The 18034-nt window shown below is 72.8% G+C and carries 14 protein-coding genes; 8 read left to right on the top strand and 6 right to left on the bottom strand.

The genetic code is table 11. The features are described from left to right. Positions 1–7 precede the first annotated feature (7 nt). Positions 8–3154 carry an efflux RND transporter permease subunit gene (locus M0638_RS02780; RefSeq protein ID WP_248665431.1) on the bottom strand — a complete coding sequence of 1049 codons (3147 nt, stop codon included), beginning with the start codon at positions 3152–3154 and terminating at the stop codon, positions 8–10. 10 nt (positions 3155–3164) lie between these two features. Next, on the bottom strand, positions 3165–4361 hold the full coding sequence (locus M0638_RS02785) for an efflux RND transporter periplasmic adaptor subunit (RefSeq protein ID WP_248665432.1): 1197 nt from the start codon (positions 4359–4361) through the stop codon (positions 3165–3167). A 187-nt stretch (positions 4362–4548) separates the two neighbouring features. Here M0638_RS02785 and M0638_RS02790 point away from each other — a divergent pair, with 187 nt between their 5' ends. Next, positions 4549–5178, top strand: coding sequence for a TetR/AcrR family transcriptional regulator (locus M0638_RS02790; protein ID WP_248665433.1), 630 nt, complete (start codon positions 4549–4551; stop codon positions 5176–5178). A 343-nt stretch (positions 5179–5521) separates the two neighbouring features. Further along, positions 5522–7666: a family 16 glycosylhydrolase gene (locus tag M0638_RS02795; RefSeq protein ID WP_248665434.1), complete on the top strand. Its 2145-nt coding sequence runs from the start codon at positions 5522–5524 to the stop codon at positions 7664–7666. A 62-nt stretch (positions 7667–7728) separates the two neighbouring features. Here M0638_RS02795 and M0638_RS02800 read toward each other — a convergent pair whose 3' ends face one another. Further along, the gene (locus M0638_RS02800; protein WP_248665435.1) at positions 7729–8364 is read right to left on the bottom strand and encodes a flavin reductase family protein; all 636 of its coding nucleotides are present in this window, start codon (positions 8362–8364) and stop codon (positions 7729–7731) included. Positions 8365–8552: 188 nt separating this feature from the next. On the opposite strand from M0638_RS02800, the gene M0638_RS02805 reads away from it, so the two are divergent. Next, positions 8553–10877 (top strand): methyl-accepting chemotaxis protein, encoded by a 2325-nt coding sequence (locus M0638_RS02805; protein ID WP_248665436.1) that lies wholly within the window; start codon positions 8553–8555, stop codon positions 10875–10877. Between the two features lie 220 nt (positions 10878–11097). Here M0638_RS02805 and M0638_RS02810 read toward each other — a convergent pair whose 3' ends face one another. The 3 genes from M0638_RS02810 to M0638_RS02820 form a co-directional block, all read right to left on the bottom strand. Continuing rightward, a complete protein-coding gene (locus M0638_RS02810) occupies positions 11098–11718 on the bottom strand; it encodes an ABC transporter substrate-binding protein (protein WP_248665437.1) in 621 nt (206 codons plus the stop codon). Between the two features lie 221 nt (positions 11719–11939). Beyond that, complete coding sequence (locus tag M0638_RS02815; protein ID WP_248665438.1) at positions 11940–12914, bottom strand: S1C family serine protease; 975 nt, start codon at positions 12912–12914, stop codon at positions 11940–11942. A gap of 111 nt (positions 12915–13025) precedes the next feature. Further along, positions 13026–13988, bottom strand: a complete 963-nt coding sequence (locus M0638_RS02820; RefSeq protein ID WP_248665439.1) for a GntR family transcriptional regulator — start codon at positions 13986–13988, stop codon at positions 13026–13028. Between the two features lie 342 nt (positions 13989–14330). On the opposite strand from M0638_RS02820, the gene M0638_RS02825 reads away from it, so the two are divergent. The 5 genes from M0638_RS02825 (at position 14331) to M0638_RS02845 (ending at position 18034) form a co-directional block, all read left to right on the top strand. After that, positions 14331–15917, top strand: coding sequence for a hypothetical protein (locus tag M0638_RS02825; protein WP_248665440.1), 1587 nt, complete (start codon positions 14331–14333; stop codon positions 15915–15917). 53 nt (positions 15918–15970) lie between these two features. After that, positions 15971–16702, top strand: a complete 732-nt coding sequence (locus tag M0638_RS02830) for a TenA family transcriptional regulator (protein ID WP_248665441.1) — start codon at positions 15971–15973, stop codon at positions 16700–16702. A 311-nt stretch (positions 16703–17013) separates the two neighbouring features. Continuing rightward, the gene (locus M0638_RS02835; RefSeq protein WP_248665442.1) at positions 17014–17316 is read left to right on the top strand and encodes a 2Fe-2S iron-sulfur cluster-binding protein; all 303 of its coding nucleotides are present in this window, start codon (positions 17014–17016) and stop codon (positions 17314–17316) included. A 14-nt stretch (positions 17317–17330) separates the two neighbouring features. Further along, positions 17331–17666, top strand: a complete 336-nt coding sequence (locus tag M0638_RS02840) for a ferredoxin (protein WP_248665443.1) — start codon at positions 17331–17333, stop codon at positions 17664–17666. Further along, positions 17663–18034 carry a 2Fe-2S iron-sulfur cluster-binding protein gene (locus M0638_RS02845; protein WP_248665444.1) on the top strand — a complete coding sequence of 124 codons (372 nt, stop codon included), beginning with the start codon at positions 17663–17665 and terminating at the stop codon, positions 18032–18034. The genes M0638_RS02840 and M0638_RS02845 overlap by 4 nt, the downstream gene beginning before the upstream one ends.

The following is an 18034-nucleotide window of genomic DNA, read 5'->3' on the forward strand; positions in this document are numbered from 1 at the left end:
GTCCTGCTCAGTGCGTTCCGCCGTGGCCGGCGGGGCGTGGCAGCAGCGGCGTCTCCGGCCCCGCCTCCGGCTGCCGCTCGCTGCGGCGCTTCGTGCGGAAGAGGCGCAGCACGAGCACGAAGAAGAGCGGCACGAAGAACACGGCGAGCACCGTGCCCGTCACCACGCCGCCGATGATGCCGGTGCCGATCGCCGTGCGGCCGCCCGCGCCCGCGCCGGTCGCGATCGCCAGCGGCACCACGCCGAGCACGAAGGCGAGCGAGGTCATCACGATCGGCCGCAGCCGCTCGCGCGCCGCGTGGATGGCGGCGCGGAGCAGGCTCTCGCCGGCCTCGAAGTGCTCCTTGGCGAATTCGACGATCAGGATGGCGTTCTTGGCCGAGAGGCCGATGGTGGTCAGCAGCCCGACCTGGAAGTAGATGTCGTTGGCCATGCCGCGCAGCAGCGTCGCCACCACCGCGCCGAGGATGCCGAGCGGCACCACCAGCATGACCGAGATCGGGATCGCCCAGCTCTCGTAGAGGGCGGCGAGGCAGAGGAACACCACGATCAGCGAGATCGCGTAGAGCGCGTAGGCCTGCGACCCCGCCGCCCGCTCCTCGTAGGAGAGGCCGGTCCAGTCCACGGCGATGCCCTGGGGCAGCGCGGCGGCGAGCCGCTCCATCTCCGCCATCGCCTCGCCGGTGCTGTGGCCCGGCGCGGCGTCGCCCAGGATCTCCACCGCGGGCACGCCGTTGTAGCGGGTCAGGCGCGGCGGCCCGACCTCCCAGCGCGCCGAGGCGAAGGCGCCGAAGGAGACCATCGTCCCGTTGCCGTTGCGGACATGCCAGCGCGACAGGTCCTCCGGCAGCATGCGCGAGGCCGCGTCGCCCTGCATGTAGACGCGCTTGACGCGGCCGCGGTCCACGAAGTCGTTGACGTAGCTGGTGCCGAAGGCGGCCGAGAGGGTGGAGGTGACGTCGCCGACCGACAGGCCGAGCGCCGTCGCCCGCTCCCAGTCGATGTCGAGGCGCAGCTGCGGCTGGTCGGTCAGGCTGTTGGGCCGCACCCCGACCAGCAGCGGGCTCGCCGAGGCGGCGGCCAGGAGCCGGTCGCGCGCCGCCGACAGCGCCGCGTGGCCGAGCCCGCCGCGATCCAGCAGCTCCATGTCGAAGCCGGTGGCGTTGCCGAGCTCCGGCACCGCCGGCGGCGAGAAGGCGAAGATCTGCGCGTCGGGATAGGCGGCGAAGTGCCCCATCAGCCGGCCGGCGATGGCGGTGACGGAATCGCCCGGCCCGGTGCGCTCCGCCCAGTCCTTCAGGCGCACGAAGGCGAGGCCGGCCGACTGGCCGCGGCCGCCGAAGCTGAAGCCGTTGATGGACATCACGCCCTGGACGCGCGCGCCTTCCGCCTGCCGCAGGTAGTCGGTGACGGCGTTGAGCGCCTGCTGCGTGCGCTCGGCCGTGGCGCCGGGCGGCGCCGTGACCTGCACGAACAGCATCCCCTGGTCCTCCGCCGGGAGGAAGGAGGAGGGCAGGCGCAGGTAGAGCACGCCCATGGCGCCCGTGAGCACCACGTAGACCAGCATGAAGCGCAGGGCGCGGGTGGCGATGGCGCCGGCGCCGCGCGCGTAGAGGGCGCTGGTGCGGTCGAAGCCGCGGTTGAACCAGCCGAAGAGGCCGCGCCGCGCGCCGTGCCGGGGGCGCCGCAGCAGGGTGGCGCAGAGGGCCGGGGTGAAGGTCAGCGCCATCGCCACGGAGAGCGTCATGGCGGAGATGATGGTCAGCGAGAACTGCCGGTAGATCACGCCGGAGGAGCCGGCGAAGAAGAACATCGGCAGGAACACGGCCGAGACCACCAGGGCGATGCCGACCAGCGCGCCGGAGATCTGCTCCATGGACCGCCGCGTCGCCTCCAGCGGGCCGATCCCTTCCTGCTCCATCAGCCGCTCGACGTTCTCCACCACCACGATGGCGTCGTCGACCAGCAGGCCGATGGCCAGCACCAGGCCGAACATGGTCAGGGTGTTGATCGAGTAGCCGGCGAAGGAGAGCACGCCGAAGGTGCCGAGCAGCACCACCGGGATCACCAGGGTCGGCACCAGGGTCGCGCGGATGTTCTGCAGGAACAGGAACATCACGAGGAAGACCAACACCATCGCCTCGAACAGCGCCTTCACCACCTCCTCGATGGAGAGGCGCACGAAGGGGGTGGTGTCGTAGGCATAGACCACCTCGACCTGCGGCGGCAGGCTCGGGCGCAGCGCGTCGATCGTCGCGCGCACCGCCTCGGCCGTCGCCATGGCGTTGGCGCCGCTGGCGAGCTGCACGCCCAGCGCCGCGGCGGGGCGACCGTTGTAGAGGCTGTTGACGCCGAAGCTCTGCGCGTCCAGCTCCACCGTGCCGACGTCGCGCAGCCGCACCTGGGAGCCGTCGCTCTTCGTCTTCAGCAGGATGCCGGCGAACTGCTCCGGCCGGTTCATGTAGCTCGGGCCGATCAGGGTCGCCGAGAGGCGCTGCCCCGGCACGGCCGGCAGCGCGCCCAGCTCGCCGGAGGCGACCTGCACGTTCTGCGCCTGCACGGCCGCCGCGACGTCGGCGGGCATCAGCCCGTAGGCGTTCAGCTTCTCCGGATCGAGCCAGATCCGCATCGCGTACTGCGAGCCGAAGAGCTGGTAGTCGCCGACGCCCGTCGTGCGGGTCACCGGGTCCTGGATGTTGGAGGCGATGTAGTCGGCGAGGTCGGCGTTGCTCAGGCTGCCGTCGGTGGAGACGAAGCCGATCACCATCAGGAAGTTGTTGCTCGCCTTGGCGACGCGGATGCCCTGCTGCTGCACCGTGGTCGGCAGGCGCGGCTGGGCGAGGGCCAGCTTGTTCTGCACCTGCACCTGGGCGAAGGTCAGCTTGATGGTGGCGCTGCCGTCGCCGTTGCTCTCGGAGGTGAAGTAGATCAGCCCGTCGAGCCCGGTCATCTGCTGCTCGATGGTCTGCACCACCGTGTTCTGCACCGTCTCGGCCGAGGCGCCGGGATAGCTCAGGGTGAGCTGGATCGCGGGCGGGGCGATGGTCGGGTACTGCGCCACGGGCAGGCCGCGCAGGCAGAGGCCGCCGACCAGCATGATGGCGAGGGCGAGCACCCAGGCGAAGACCGGGCGGTCGATGAAGAAGCGGGCCATGGCCGGGCGCTCAGCCGCGCTGGCCGGTGCGGGCCGCGGCGGCCTCGCGCTGCACCTGGGCGTCGAACTCGGCGGCGGTCACCACGCGCAACTGCGGCTTCATGCCGTCCCGCACGCGCTGCGTCCCCTCGACCACCACGCGGTCGCCGTCCCGCAGCCCGCCATTGACCAGCCACTTGTTGCCGATGGCCCGCACCACGGAGAGCACGCGGGTGGCGATGCTGCCATCCGCCTGCGCCACCATCGCCGTGGCCTCGCCGCGCGTGTTGTGGGTGACGCCCTGCTGCGGCACCAGCAGCCCCTCCCGCACCGTCCCTTCCTCCAGGGTCGCGCGCACGAACATGCCGGGCAGCAGGGTGCCGTCCGGGTTGGGGAATTCGGCGCGCAGGGTCACGGTGTTGGTGTCGGGACTGACCGCGACCTCGGCGAATTGCAGCCGGCCGGCCAGCGGGTAGGGGGTGCCGTCCTCCAGCAGCAGATGCGCCTCGGCGCCGTCGCCGGCGCGGCGCAGCGTGCCGGCGGCCATCTCGCGCCGCAGGCGCAGCACCGTGGCGCTCGGCTGCACCACGTCCACATAGATCGGGTCGAGCTGCGTCACCGTCATCAGCGCCGTGGTCTGGTCCGCCGTGACCAGCGCGCCGACGGTGACGGAGGAGCGGCTGCTGCGCCCGGCGATCGGCGCGGCGACGCGGGTGTAGCCGAGGTTGATGCGCGCCGTGTCCACCGCCGCGCGGGCCGAGGCGACCTCGGCCTCGGCGGATTTCTGGGCGGCCTGCGCCGTCTCGTAGTCCAGCCGGCTGACCGCGTTCTGCGCGACCAGCGGCCGGTAGCGCGTGGCGGTCGCCTGCGCCGAGGCCAGGGTCGCCACCGCCTTGGCCAGGGCCGCCTCGGCGCTGGCGAGCGCCGCGCGGTAGGGGGCCGGGTCGATCTGGTAGAGCGGCTGGCCCGCCGCTACGGTCTCGCCCTCGTGGAACAGTCGCTGCTGCAGCACGCCGCCGACCTGCGGCCGGATCTCGGCGATCTGGAAGGCGTTGGTGCGGCCGGGCAGGGTGGTGTGCAGGATGACGGCTTCCGGTGCCAGCGAAACGACCGTGACCGTGGGCGGGGGCGGCGCCGCCCCCGCTTCCCGGGCCGATACCGTCTCGTCGCAGCCGGCCAGCAGCAGCGGCGTGGTGGCGAGGCAGCCCAGCAGCAGAAGGCGCGCCACCGGGCGGAAGGCGCCGGCAGCGGACGCCCCTGGGAGGGAAGGATGGATCACGGCGGGACCTCGGGAAGTCGGGCGCTTGCGCGCCGGGCTGGAAACCGACTAGTTTCCTGGTGTGGAAACTGATCGGTTTCCGATGGGACGTCAAGCGTTCTCGTCGCACCGCAACAATTCGCCTCGGAAGCACGCCATGGAGAGTCGGGCCGTTACGGCCACCCCGCGGGAGGAGGCCGGAGACGCCGCCACGCTGCGCTGCCGCCTCCTCGATGCCGCCGAGGCAGCCTTCGTCGCCCAGGGCTTCCATGCCACGACCATGGACATGATCGCGCGCGAGGCCCGGTGCTCGAAGAAGACCGTCTACAAGCTCTTCGAATCCAAGGAGGCGCTGTTCGGCGCCCTGATGCTGCGCCTGCGCTTCGAGGTGGCGGCCCTGCCGGTCGACCCCGACCTGGAGCCGTCACACGCCCTGCGCGAATTCCTGCTCGGCATGGCGGACATCCTGTTGCGCGATCGTTCCGTGGCGCTGATCCGGATCGCCACGGCGGAGGCCGGGCGGCTCGCGGGCCGGAGCCCGCCGCCCGACGGCGGCGGCACGTCGCCGCCGCTCGGGATGGAGGACTACCTCGCGCGGCTGGAGCAGGCCGGCGGCCACGATTTCGGCCCTCCCGGCGAGGCTGTGCGCATGCTGGTCGGCATGGCGCTCGGCGCCTTCCACCATGAGCTGCTGACCGGGCTTGAGGCCGAGGTGCCGGAGGCGGAACTGCGCCGGCGGATCGACCGCGCGGTCGGCATCTTCCTCAGGGGGACAAGACGGGAGTGATCTCCGTCAGCCTTCGCGCCAACGGTGCCGGGATGATCCTCCGCTAGAGCATTTTCAAGCTGAGCGTCCTCGCTCAGCGGCTCGGGAAATGCGCCGGATCCAGGCCCGGAGCCCTTCCGGCCGGCTTCCCGTCGGATGGATCTCCTGTCTCCGGTGGCAGCGTGGACCGCGGTGGCACGGGCGGGTCGTCTGCCGCATCCAGGCCGTATCATTATTTATAGAATTATCGTTAAATGAGCAATTAACGGAAATTTTTCCTTCTGTATCAAAATTAGAGACATCTCCCGCCAAACCATCACAAGGAGTGTGAGCGGGTCCGTCCCTCAGCCAGGAACAGGGACCAATGGCCTATTACAGCTACGCGCCCAACACCATCGACTACAGGGGCCTGGCGCTGCCGCTCAGCAACAACCCCACCATCCATATCGGCGCGAGCGGCGCCTGGGAGACGCTGAGGGCGACAGGCGGGGCCAACGGCCTCTGGTCCCTGGGCGGCGCCAACACGCTGATCGGCGGCGCGACCGACACCACCTTCTACGTCACCGCGGCGAACGACACGGTGATCGCCCAGCCCGGCTACGTGAACACCATCGTCTCCTGGTACACGTCGCAGGCGATCCTGCCGGACAACGTGCAGAACCTGATCGTCAAGGGCGGCACGATCTGGTCCGGCGGCAACGCGCTCGCCAACATCATCCGTGGCGACGGCGCCGGCCAGGTCATCGCCGGCGGCGCGGGCGACGACGTGCTGACCGGCGGCGGCGGCAGCGACGTGTTCGTCTTCGCGGCGGGCGACGGCAACGACGTCGTCACCGACTTCGTGCACGGCAGCTCGATCGTCCGGCTCGACAACGTGCCCGGCTTCACGACCTTCTCCCAGGTGCGGGCGGCGATGGCGCAGGTCGGCGCCGACGTGCGCCTCGCCCTCGGCAGCGACCAGAGCATCCTGTTCCGCAACCAGACGCTCGCCGACTTCACCGCCGCCGACTTCCGCCTGCCGATCGACCCCTCGAAGCTCGTCATGACCTTCGACGACGAGTTCGACAGCTTCAGCTGGTCGGCGAGCGGAAAGGGCACCACCTGGCGCACGCAGTGGGACTACGGCCGCACCCTGTCGGACAACAACGAGCAGGAGTACTACTCGGACGCCTCGGTCGGCTTCGATCCGTTCAGCGTCAGGGACGGGGTGTTGACGATCACCGGCCAGCCCGGCAGCAACGCGCTCGGCCTGCCCTACGTCTCGGGCATGATCAACAGCCAGAAATCCTTCGCGCAGACCTACGGCTACTTCGAGATGCGCGCCGAGCTGCCGGCCGGCAAGGGGCTGTGGCCGGCCTTCTGGCTGCTGCCGCAGGACGGGAGCTGGCCGCCCGAGATCGACATCTTCGAGATGATCGGCACCGATCCCTCGACCCTCTACTTCTCGGCCGGCACCAAGACCGGCACCGGCACCTCGGTGGCGGCGCACACGCCCGACACCTCGGACGGCTTCCACACCTTCGGCGTGCTGTGGGCGCCGGACGACCTGACCTACTACGTCGACGGCAACGTCGTCGCGCAGATCGCGACACCCGCCGACATGCACAAGGCGATGTACATCGTCGTCAACCTCGCCATCGGCGGCAACTGGCCGGGCAGCCCGGACGGGACCACCGAGTTCCCCGCCGAGATGAACATCGACTACATCCGGGCCTACGCCTACCAGGGCGCGACCGCGCTGCCGGACAGCGTCGCCGCCCAGGCGAGCCGGACCGCGAAGGTCTACGCGGAGTCCGCCGCCGCATCGGGCGCCGCCTTCGCGGCGCGCGCCGCCAAGGCGGGCGCGCTCGGGCTCGATTCGATCGACGACGCCGCGCAGATCACCGTCAAGCTGGCGGCCGCGCAGGGCGTGCTGCACACCACGCCCGCGGCCGGCGGCGGCGTCGCGGAGGCCGGCGAGGGCACGGGCAGCCTCGTCCTCGCGGGCACCAAGGCCGCGGTGGAGGCCGAGCTCGCCAGCCTGACCTACGCCTGGCGCGGCCACGCGGTGCTGCCGACGGTGGGCGCGACCGACAGCATCGTGATGACAGTGGACGACGGCCATGGCGGCGTGATCAGCGACACGGCGGCGGTCACGGTCGGCGCCGCCACCACCAGGAGCTTCACCTTCGGCAGCACCCCGGTGCGCAAGGCCGGCACCGGCGACACGCTGTTCGTCTTCGACGGCGTCATCGCCGACCCGAAGTACTTCTTCGGCATCGCCGACCACATCATCAACTTCCGGACCGCCGACACCAACGGCGGCAGCGGCGACGTGCTGGCCTTCCACGGCTTCGGGGCCGATGCGACGCTGCAGTTCCACCACCTGGCGGCGCCGGGCGGCGTGGTGAACCCGTCCATGCAGTACTACACGGTCCACACCGCGGCGGGAGACAGCCCGATCTTCCTGATCCAGATGGCGAACGGCTCGCCGGCGCATCTCGGCACCGGCGACTACGTCTTCTACTGATCCCCCGCCGCGTCCGCCGGCCCGGGCCTGCCGGCCCCGGCGGACGGCACCGGGAGGGGCGGTCAGCCCTTCCGGCGCGCCTCCCACTCCGCGACCGTCAGTCGCGGCACCTCGATGCGGTCGGTGTTGCGCACGTACCAGCCGCGCCCGTGCATGCGCCCGAGCAGGCCGAGCTTCGGCGTGTCGACGTAGTTCTTCGCGGGATCGAGGACGCAGTCGTCGCGGATGTACATCGAGACCACCCGGCCGAGGATCATGTCGTGGTGCCCGATCGGGATGATCTGGTGGGTGACGCACTCGAAGGCGACGGGGCTCTCGGCGATGCGCGGCGTCCTCACCTTCAGCGAGGGGACGGTGCTCAGCCCGGCCTCCTTCAGCTCGTCCGTGCCGGGCGGGAAGTCGATCGCGGTGATGTTCATGCCGTGGATCGTCTCCTCGGAGACGAGGCAGACGGTGAACTCGCCCGTGGCCTTGATGTTGGCGCCGGTATCCTTGGGCGCGCCGGGCGCGCGCGGCCCGACGCCGATCGCCACCACCACCGGATCGTCCGAGAAGGCGTTGAAGAAGGAGAAGGGCGCGGCGTTCACCGTGCCGGCGGCATCCTGGCTCACCACCCAGGCGATGGGGCGCGGGGTGACCGTGGACACGACGAGCTTGTAGCGCTCGCGCGCGGGCAATTGCTCCAGATCGAACTGCATAGGCCACTCCGGCGGGGCTGGTCGGCGAAAGCGCCACGGGCGTGCCCGACGGGGCGGGCGGCGCGCCGGCAGGGTCGCGCGGCGAGGCCGTCCTGTCGAGAGGGAGGGCCACGGCGGCGGGCCGCGGTTCACCGCGATTTAAGGGGCGGCGGGGAGGATCGGTGACCTGTGTCGCCGGGAGTCACGGTGTGGCCATACCTTCGTTCCGCAACCTTCCCGTGGGCCGCAAGCTCGCGGTCAGCGCCGGAGTCGCGCTGCTGGTCCTTGGCGTTCTGGTCGCGACGGTGCAGGTCGAGGTCGGCGACGTGACGGCCGAGGCCGCCGCGCAGGGCCGCGCGCAGGCCGCCGAGCGCGCCATGGCCGCGGCGACGATCGCGGTGGGCCGGCTCGAGGCCGGGGGCCAGTCGCTGCTCCTGGCGCAGGACGCGGCCGAGGTCGCCGCCGTGGTCGAGGGCGTCGAGGCCGCCCGGCGCGACGCCGACGCCGCCCTGGAGGCGGCCGCCTCGGGCACGGCCGAGGCCGCGACGCGCGCCACGATCGCCGAGGCCGGCGAGGCGTTCGCCACGATGGCGGCCCTGATGCGCGAGCTCGCCGCGCAGCGCGGCACGCTGATCGAGCGGCGCGACGGCCAGCTGCTCCAGCTCGGCGGCGAGTACGACCAGGCCTTCGAGGCGGCGAGCAGCAACCTCGAGGTCGACCTGCGCGGCACCGCCGGCGAGGAGATGCGCCAGCGCCTGCTGGCCTTCCACGGCGCGGTGAACGAGCTGCGCATCGCCGTGCAGCGCTTCCTGACCACCGGCGACGCCGCCATGGCACGGCGCGTCCGCCGCGCCATGGCGCAGGCCCGCGTGCACGGGCGCGGCCTCGCGAACCCGCCGCCACCCGGCATGCTGGGCGAGGACCTGCGTCGCCTCGACGCGGTCGGCACGCAGCTCGCGGCGGCGGCCGAGGGGGTGGTCGGCGCGGCCGAGGCGTCGACGCGGCTGCGCCAGGAGCGGCTGCGGCCGCTGCGCGAGCGGCTGGAGGCCGCGCTGCGGGGCGCCGATGAGGCGCTGGCGGCCGAGGGCGCCGCGCGCCGGGCCGGTGCGGCCAATTCGCTGGCCGTGATGCGCCACGTCACGCTGGGTGCCAGCCTCGCGGTGGCGCTGCTGCTGCTGCTGGCGAGCTGGCTGACCGGGCGGGCCATCGGCGGGCCGCTGCGGCGGCTGGAGGGGGCGGTGACGCGGATCGCCGGCGGCGACACCGCCGTCGCCGTGCCGGACCGCGACCGGCGCGACGAGATCGGCCGCATCGCCGAGGCGCTGGAGGCGCTGCGCCTCGCCGCCGCCCGCGCCTTCGCGCAGGGGCAGATGCTGGAGCAGATGCCGGTGGGCGTGATGATGGCGGACCCGCGCGACGGGTTCCGGATCACCTACGTCAACCCGCATATCCGCGAGCATCTGCGCCGGATCGAGGCGCACCTGCCCTGCGGGGCGGACGAGCTGCTGGGCAGGAGCATCGACCTGTTCCACCGGCGCCCGGAGCAGCAGCGGGACCTGCTCTCGGATCCGGCCCGGCTGCCCTACCGCGTCCGGATCACGATCGGCGGCGAGGTGGCGCAGCTCATCGCCGCGCCGATCCTGGATGCCGCCGGCGGCTATGTCGGCCCGATGCTGACCTGGAGCTTCGTGACCGAGCAGGCACGGCTGGCCGACACCTTCGAGGCCGAGATAGGCAGCGTGGTGGCCAGCGTCTCCGACTCGGCCTCGCGGATGGAGCTGGCCGCGCGCGACCTCGCGGCCGCGGCCGGCACTTCGGGACGGGAAGCGGCGGCGGTGGCCGAGGCGGCCGGGCAGGCCAACGGCGACGTGCAGGCGGTGGCGGCGGCGGCCGAGCAGCTCGCGGCCTCGGTCGCCGAGATCACGCGGCAGGTGGCCGAGGGCGCCGCGATCGTGCGCGCCGCCGTGTCGGAGGCGCAGGCCACCGACGGCACCGTGCACGGCCTGTCGCAGGCGGCGAACCGGATCGGCGACGTGGTGCGGCTGATCTCCGACATCGCCGGCCAGACCAACCTGCTGGCGCTGAACGCCACCATCGAGGCGGCCCGCGCCGGCGAGGCGGGCAAGGGCTTCGCGGTGGTGGCGGGCGAGGTGAAGAACCTGGCCAGCCAGACCGCGCGGGCGACGGAGGAGATCGGCGGCCAGATCGCCGCCATCCAGGGCACCACCGCGAAGGCGGTGGAGGCGCTGCGTTCCATCTGCGCCACCGTCCAGCGCATGCACGAGATCACCGCCGCGATCGCCGCCGCCGTGGAGCAGCAGGGCGCCGCGACGCGCGAGATCGCCCGCAGCGCCGGCCAGGTGGCCGAGGGCACGGCGATGGTCAGCCGCCGGATCGGCGGGGTGCGCGGCGTCGCCGAGCAGACCGGCGATTCCGCCGCCGGCCTGCTGGAGGCCTCGCGCACGCTATCGGAACAGGCGGAGATGCTGCGCGACGGGGCCGAACGCTTCCTCGCCGCGGTACGGGCGGCCTGACCGACCGGCGCCGCGCCGGCCGCCGGACGGCCGGGAGCCTCTCCGGCTGGTCGGCGGCGGAAGGGTTGGCGAGGGGGCCTGGCCGGAAGGGTGCGGCGCACGGCGCCGGACGCCCCGGGCCGGCCCTCGCCCCGATGCGAAGCGTCGGGACGGCGGGCCGACGGTTCCCGGCCGGACGAAGAACCCGCCGGGCCGGCCCGCGGGCCGCCCGAACAGGCGTTCAGGCGCGCAGCATGCCGGCGGTGCGCTGCTGCAGCTCGGCGATCAGGCGCTCCGGGCCGCCATCCCGCAGCAGCGAGGTGAACTCGGCGCGCCGCGAGGCCAGCTCGCTGATCGTGCCCGTCAGGTAGATGTCGACGATCTTCCACTGCCCCCCCACCTGCCGCAGCAGGTAGTTCAGCGCCACCGGGGCGCCGTCCGTGCGGTTGAGCTGGGTGCGCACGAGCTGGTCGCCGTTCTGGATCGCCTGCACCCCGGTGGTGACGAAGCTCTCGCCCGAGTAGCCGTCGAAGCGGGCCGCGTAGTTGGCGATCGACCATTCGGAGAAGGCCTGCAGGAGCTGCTGCTGCTCGGCGGGCGACATCGCGTTCCAGGGCGGGCCGACCGCCAGCCGGGTCATCGTCGGCAGATCGAAGGCCGCCTGGATCGCGGGGGCGAGGCGCTGGTAGCGGGCGCGCACGGTCATGCGCTGCGCCTCGCGCATCGTGCCGAGCAGCTGGCCGTGCAGCGCCTCGACCACCGCCTGCGGTGCGGCACCCTGGGCATGGGCGGCGAGCGGCACGGACAGGCCGGCCGCGAGAAGGCCCAGGAAGGCACGGCGGGCGGGCAGGGTGGTCGACATGGTCGTACTCCTTGCGGCCGGGCGCGGCGGTCCGGTCGTGGCATGACGGGCCCGCACGTGGCGGACCCGGGCTTGCCCCCGCAGATAGGCGCCCGGCCGCCCGGCACAAAGGCGCCGGGTGGGCATGCCGGGCCCGGCAGCATGGCCGGGCGCCCCGTCGCCGGCCCGACACGGGGGCGTGGGGGGGGGGGGAGTGGGCAGGGGGCGGCCGGCGCGGCCCCTCAGTGCAGCCGCGGCGCCTTGAGGAAGCTCGCCCGGTCCGCCGAGACCACCGCCATGGTCAGGCTGCCGTGCCGGCGCCGGACCCGCAGCGGCACGGTGGCGCCGGCATCGCCGCACGCCCAGACCGCCCGCCACAGCGAGGCGAGGTCGCCGACCTCCTCCCGCCCCACGGCCAGCAGGCGGTCGCCGACGCGCAGGCCCGCCTGCTCGGCGGGGCCGTCATTGGCGAGGCCGCCCACCGAGATCCCGTCCTCGCCCTCGGTCGCGTAGAGGCCGAGCCAGGGGCGGGCGGGGCGGTTCACCCGGCCGTAGGTGAGCAGGTCGTCCAGGATCGGCGGCAGCAGGCCGATCGGCACCACCATGTTCATGTCGTGCCGCTGTCCCTTGTCGTCGCCCTGCTGCAGGACCAGCGAGCCGATTCCGAGCAGCCTGCCATCATCGCCGATCAGCGCCGCGCCGCCCCAGAACGGGTGCGCGGGGGCGGTGAAGATCGCGTCCTCCAGCAGGTACTCCCAGTAGCCGGCGAAGGTGTCGCGACCGCTGATCCTCGTCTCGATCGCGCGCGACGGGCCGCCGGCCGCCGCCATCACGGCGGTGGTGCCGGGGCGGGCCCGGGCATCGTCGCCGAGCTCGATGGCGGGCAGCTCGACATGCGCCAGCGCCTGCACCAGGCCGAAGCCGGTCGTCTGGTCGTAGGCAAGGGCGTGGCCGGGAATGGCGCGGCCATCGGCGTCGGTCAGCCAGAGGGTCTCCGCCTCGGTGACGATGTAGCCGATGGTCAGCACCAGCCCGTCGGGGCGGATCACCACGCCGCTGCCGGTGCGCTCCGTGCCCAGCCCCTCGGCGGTGAAGGCGTCGGACGGGACGAGGGAGCGGATCCCGACCAAGGTGCGCAGCACGCCCGGCAGGTCGAAGCGGTAATCGGCCGGATCGGGTTGCAGGTTCGGGGGAATCTCCCACTCCCGTTCGCTCATGCGTTGTTGATGTCCTCATGCGATGCGGCGGCGCGCCCCGGCAGGGGGGTGGTCCCGGAATGCGTGGGCGTGGCGCGGGAGGCGCATAGGTAGGACGGCCCCCGCCGCGAGTCACGCCCGGCGGGGCGGCGGGGCGATCCCTTCGTCCGGTCCGGGCGCGGCGTCCGGTCCGGGCGCGTCGGGCGGCGTCGCGGGGCAGGGCGCCCGGCCGGGCCTGCCGGCGGCGGGCGGCGGATCGGCGTGCGGCGACGCGCCGGCGACGGGCGGCCCGTCCGGCGCCGTCGTGGTCCCGGGCGGGCCGTCGGCCCGGGGAGGGCCCAGCCGGGCGCGGGCGGCACGGTGCACGTGGCGGGCGGCGAGCAGGGCGGCCAGCTCCTCCTCGCCCTCCATCACGGCGGCGAGGATCATGGCATGCTCGCGCCAGTCGGCGGCGGCGCGCTCGGTGCTGTTGCGGCGGAAGACCAGCTCGGTCCGCTCGCGCAGCGGGCGCATCAGGTCCTGCAGCACGCGGTTGGCGCCGGCCGTCGCCAGCAGGTCGTGATAGGCGGCGTTCAGCGCGGCCAGCTCGCCGGCGGCCGCGCCGTGGGCGGCGTTGGCGGCCGCGTTGCCGCGCTCCAGCACGACCTGGACCTGCGCCAGCACGGCCGGGTTGCGCTGGCGCGCGGCGAGGCGGGCGTTCAGCCCCTCCAGCACGGCGCGCACCTCGATCAGCTCCAGCGCGAATTCCGGCGACAGCGCCGCGACCTGGGCGCCGCGCCCGCCCGGGGCGCTTTCCGCCGGCACGGCGAGGCCCTCGGCCACGAGCTGCTTGATCGCCTCGCGGATCGGCACGCGGGACATGCCGAGCTCGGCGGAAAGCCGCTCCTCCACCAGCCGCTCGCCGGGGGCGAGGCGGCCGCCGAGGATCGCGCGGCGCAGCGCCTCCGTCGCCTGCTGGCTGAGCGGGACGCGGCGCCCGGGCCCGGCTTGGCCCGGCTCCGCCTGGCCGGGCGCCGCGGCATCGGCCGTCGTCCCGGCGGCGGGCGTGGCGTGACCGATCGCGTCCAGTTCGGGCGTGGGGATGGGTCTGCTCATGGGGCGGGGCATTATCCGGTGGTTGCGACGGCGGCGCCAGGGCGATGGCGGCCGGGCAGCCGAGGCGTGCGCCGAGAGGGGGGTCTCCGTATACGGCAGCGAGCGGGAGGTGGTGGCGGACCACCCTCCGGGCTTGTTCCACTGGCCCGCCAGCGGAAGCCAGCCGGCTTTCCAGCCTGTTTCATAGGCACATCAATGAAAGAATCGGCAGTCTGGTCTGGGTTGAGCCCGGAATGCCGGGAAATTATGCATCTCTCGGAAAGATCGGCGTTGACTTCAAGGTGTCCGTATACGACGATCCGCACCGAACCGCTCCACACGAAACCGACAGGGATGCAGCCCATGGATGTTCCGCTCGGCGCGGTGCACTACGTGTACCTCTGCGGCGTGGCCGCGATCATCGCCTCCATGGTGCTGCGCGCGAACGTCGTCGTGCCGGCCATCGTCGCCACCTTCGCCGTGGCCGCGACCTTCTCGGGCAGCCTGGTCACGGCGGTGACGGCGGTGTTCAACGGCTCGCTCGTCGCGGCGAAGGAACTGTTCAACATCTTCCTGGTCATCGCGCTGATGACCTCGCTGCTGCACGCGCTGCGCGCGCTCGGCGCCGACCAGATGATGGTGCGCCCCTTCCGCCGCGTGATGACCAACGGCCACGTCGCCTTCCTCGTGCTGGCCGCCTGCACCTACCTCATCTCGCTGTTCTTCTGGCCCACCCCCGCCGTGCCGCTGGTGGCCGCGACGCTGCTGCCGGCCGCCATCGCCGCCGGCCTGCCCGCCATGGGGGCGGCCATCGCCATCGCCGTGGCCGGCCAGGGCATGGCGCTCTCCTCCGACTACGTGATCCGCGTCGCCCCCGCGATCAGCGCCCGCGCCGCCGGCATCGCCGACCAGGCGGGCGTGATCGCCGACAAGGCGCTGCTGCTCTCGCTGGTGACGGGCGCGGTGGCGCTCGGCCTCGGCTACCTGCGCATCCGCGCCAGCATCGCCGCCCCGAGCCCGCGCCATCTCGCCCGCTGGCAGGCCGGCGCGACGCTGGCCGAGAGCCTCGCCGAGCAGCGCGAGGAGGTGGCGCCGAACATCGGCTCCTTCGACAAGTCCGTCCTCGCCCTCCAGGCCGCCGAGGGCGTGGAGGAGGCGGCCCTGTCGGCCGACACCCTGCCGGGCAAGGCCGCGCTGGCCGGCGGCGGCACCCTCGCCATCGCCTCCGCCCCGACACAGTCCCTCCGCTGGGGCGCGATCCTCGCCGTGGTGACGCCGATCGCCTTCCTGCTCGTCATCGCCTTCATGCTGGCCCCCAAGGTGATCCCCGGCCTGCCCGAGCTGAAGGGCGGCGACGCGGCCGCCATGGTCGGCGGCACGGCGGCGCTGATGATGCTGATCGCCACCTTCGCCGCCGACGGCGCCAAGGCGATGCACACGGCCGCCGACCACATCGTCGAGGGCTTCGTGTTCTCCTTCCGCGCCATGGGCACGGTGCTGCCGATCGCGGGCTTCTTCTTCCTCGGCTCGGGCGAGTTCTCGCGCGCCATCCTCGGCCTGCCCGCCGCGGCGGCGGCGCCGGACCTGCTGTTCGAGACCATCCGCGCCGCGCAGCACCTGATCCCGCAGAGCGAGGCCGCCGTCGCCTTCGCCGTGCTGCTGGTGGGCATGATCACCGGCATCGACGGCTCCGGCTTCGCCGGCCTGCCGCTGACCGGCGCCCTCTCCGGCGCCCTCGCCCCGGTTTCCGGCGCCCAGGCGAGCACCCTCGCCGCGGTCGGCCAGATGGGCGCGGTGTGGACCGGCGGCGGCACGCTGATCGCCTGGTCCTCGCTGATCGCCGTCGCCGGCTTCGCCCGCGTGCCGGTGCTCGACGTGGTGAGGATGCTGTTCCCGCCCGTCGTCGCGGGCCTCGTGCTCTCCACCGCGATCGCGGTGGTGCTGTGGTGACCACGCGGTCACCGACCCTTCCCGGAACGCCTTCCCCCGACAGGAGAACCGCCATGGCCGAGCTGATGGACCACGACACCTTCCGCACCGCCCTCGAGGAGGCGATCAAGGGCCGCAGCGCCAACGGCTCGCCCTTCTCCCGCGCCTGGGCCGAGGGCCGCCTCTCCCGCGCGCACCTCGCCCGCTGGGCCGAGAACCACTACCACTACGTCGGCCCCTTCGCCGACTATCTCGGCTACGTCTATGCGCGCATGCCGGCGAACTACGTGGAGGCGAAGGACTTCCTGCTCGCCAACATGTACGAGGAGGAGATCGGCGGCGACCGCCACACCGACCTGCTGATCCGCTTCGCCGAGGCCTGCGGCACGACGCGCGAGCGGGTGCAGGACCCGGAGAACATGTCGCCCACCACGCTGGCCCTGCAGAGCTGGTGCTACGCGGTCGCGATGCGCGAGGACCCGATCGTGGCCGTCGCCGGCCTCGTGGTCGGCCTCGAATCGCAGGTGCCCTCGATCTACCGCCGCCAGACGCCGACGCTGCGCGAGAAGTACGGCTTCACCGACCAGGAGGTGGAGTTCTTCGACCTGCACATCGTCTCGGACGAGATCCACGGCGAGCGCGGCTATCAGATCGTGCTGGAGCACGCCAACACGGTCGAGCTGCAGCAGCGCTGCCTGAAGATCTGCGAGATCGGCGCCCGCATGCGGCTGCTCTACACGGACGCGCTGTACCGCGACTACGTGGCGGCCGACCTCGACGCGCCGGTGCTGAGCAAGGCGGCCTGAGCGGGCAGCGGGGCGCTGCCCCGGACCCCGGAGGGAAGGCGCCGCCTTCCCTGCACCCATCCGCCAAGGGGCTCTGCCCCTTGGGTAACCCCGCCAAAGGGCGAAGCCCCTTTGGAAACCCCGTTCGGATTCGAGTCTCGGCGGCTGAACCCGCGAGGCCGCGAAACCCCGGCGGAGGTCCAGGAGGCTGAGGTTCCTGGTGGGTGGGGTCCGGGGAGGGCGAAGCCCTCCCCAGGCGGATGGGGTCCGGGGAAGGCAGCGCCTTCCCCGATCGTTTCAACCTGCTCCGGTGCATGGGAGTGGCCGCACGGATGCCCACGGTCGTCATCTGGAAGAACGGCGAGCCGCACCGCGACGAGGTGGCCGACAACACCAACCTCGTCGTGCGCGCCGGCATCCGCAAATTCCCGTACCCGCACCTGCGCTACGGCTGCGGCATGGGCAAGTGCGCGAAATGCGCGTGCCGGGTGCTGGCGGGGGCCGAGAACCTGCCGGCGCCGAACTGGAAGGAGCAGGAGCGGCTGGGGGAGCGCCTCGCCGCGGGCTGGCGCCTGGCCTGCCAGCTCTGGCTGCATCACGACATCGAGCTGTCGCAGGACGACAAGCAGGCCTGAAAGCGAGGGGAACCATGTACGTCATCCTGACGAGCAAGCCCGGCCGGTTCCGCACCGAGCTGGTGCCGGGGCTGCGGCCGGTGGAGGCCTACGAGTACCGCTTCCACGACACGGTGCGCGCGCGCTTCGTGGTGGCCGAGCTGCTGCACGAGCTGCGCCTGCGCGTGATCGACGAGGCGGAGCCGCCGGTGCTGAACGAGGTGCCGGTGAAGTTCCTGGAGAAGTTCGAGAGCGTGGAGGCGGCGCGGCGGGAGCTGGCGCACCTGACGGCGTTCGGCGGCATGAAGGTGGCGCTGGAGCGCGTGCCGGCGCCGGACGAGGTGCCGGAGCCGGTGTCGGCGGCGGCATGATCCAGGTCACCTTCCTCACCAACGAGGGCAAGGTCGTCACCGCGCCGGAGAACAGCAACCTTCTGCGGGTCTCGCTGCGCGAGAAGGGCGGGATTCCCTTCAAGTGCGGCGGCGGGCTGTGCGGCACCTGCAAGTGCCGCATCGAGCAGGGAATCGAGAACACCGACGCGGTGAAGCCGAAGGAGCGCAAGCACCTCACCGAGGCGCAATTCGCCGAGGGCTGGCGCATGGCGTGCCAGACCTTCCTCAACGGTGATGTCAGCGTGTCATGGCAGCCGCGGCCGGCCACGGGCACGGCGGCGAAGCCCGCCATGGCGTCCGCCGGGACGTCCCCGACGGCGCCCGCCGGAACGACGGGGCAGGAGTAG

This window comes from Roseomonas acroporae, from assembly GCF_023223525.1.
Classification (GTDB): Bacteria; Pseudomonadota; Alphaproteobacteria; order Acetobacterales; family Acetobacteraceae; genus Roseomonas_E; species Roseomonas_E acroporae.